The sequence below is a fragment of the uncultured Ruegeria sp. genome, assembly GCF_947489545.1.
Taxonomy (GTDB): domain Bacteria; phylum Pseudomonadota; class Alphaproteobacteria; order Rhodobacterales; family Rhodobacteraceae; genus Ruegeria.
In genome coordinates, this window is sequence record NZ_CANLDZ010000076.1 from 1 (window position 1) to 914 (window position 914).

Genomic DNA, 914 nt, shown 5'->3' on the forward strand with positions numbered 1-914 from the left:
TCGGCTTCGAACTTGGTGTGCGGTGTTACCGAACCCGGCTTACACAGAACCTGGCCACGCTCAACGCCTTCACGGTCGATACCACGCAGCAGCGCGCCGATGTTGTCACCCGCTTCACCGCGGTCCAGCAGCTTGCGGAACATTTCAACACCGGTACAGGTGGTTTTCTTGGTGTCGCGGATGCCGACGATTTCGATCTCGTCGCCAACATTGATCACGCCACGCTCAACACGACCGGTCACAACGGTACCACGACCCGAGATCGAGAACACGTCTTCGACCGGCATCAGGAACGGCTGGTCAATAGCGCGCTCAGGCGTCGGGATGTACTCGTCCACGGCCGCCATCAGCTTGCGGATGGATTCCTCGCCAATCTCAGGGTTGTTGCCTTCCATCGCGGCCAGAGCCGAACCGGCAATGATCGGAATGTCGTCGCCAGGGTATTCATACGAAGACAGCAGCTCGCGGATTTCCATTTCCACCAGTTCCAGCAGCTCTTCGTCGTCAACCTGGTCCACTTTGTTCATGAACACGACCATGGTCGGGATGCCAACCTGGCGGCCCAGCAGGATGTGCTCGCGGGTCTGCGGCATCGGGCCGTCAGCAGCGTTCACAACCAGGATCGCGCCGTCCATCTGCGCCGCACCCGTGATCATGTTCTTGACGTAGTCGGCGTGGCCGGGGCAGTCAACATGGGCATAGTGACGGTTTTCGGTCTCGTATTCCACGTGGGCCGTCGAGATGGTGATACCACGCGCTTTTTCTTCCGGCGCACCGTCAATCTGGTCATACGCTTGGAAGTCACCAAAATACTTGGTGATCGCTGCGGTCAGCGTGGTCTTGCCGTGGTCAACGTGGCCAATCGTTCCAATGTTGACGTGCGGCTTATTACGCTCAAACTTTTCCTTTGCCAT

Annotated in this window: 1 protein-coding gene; it reads right to left on the minus strand. The window is 58.3% G+C overall.

Features of this window, described 5'->3' with window-relative positions:
* Positions 1–914 (minus strand): elongation factor Tu (gene tuf / locus Q1B13_RS26820; protein ID WP_299085950.1); only part of this gene is annotated, 914 nt, incomplete at both ends.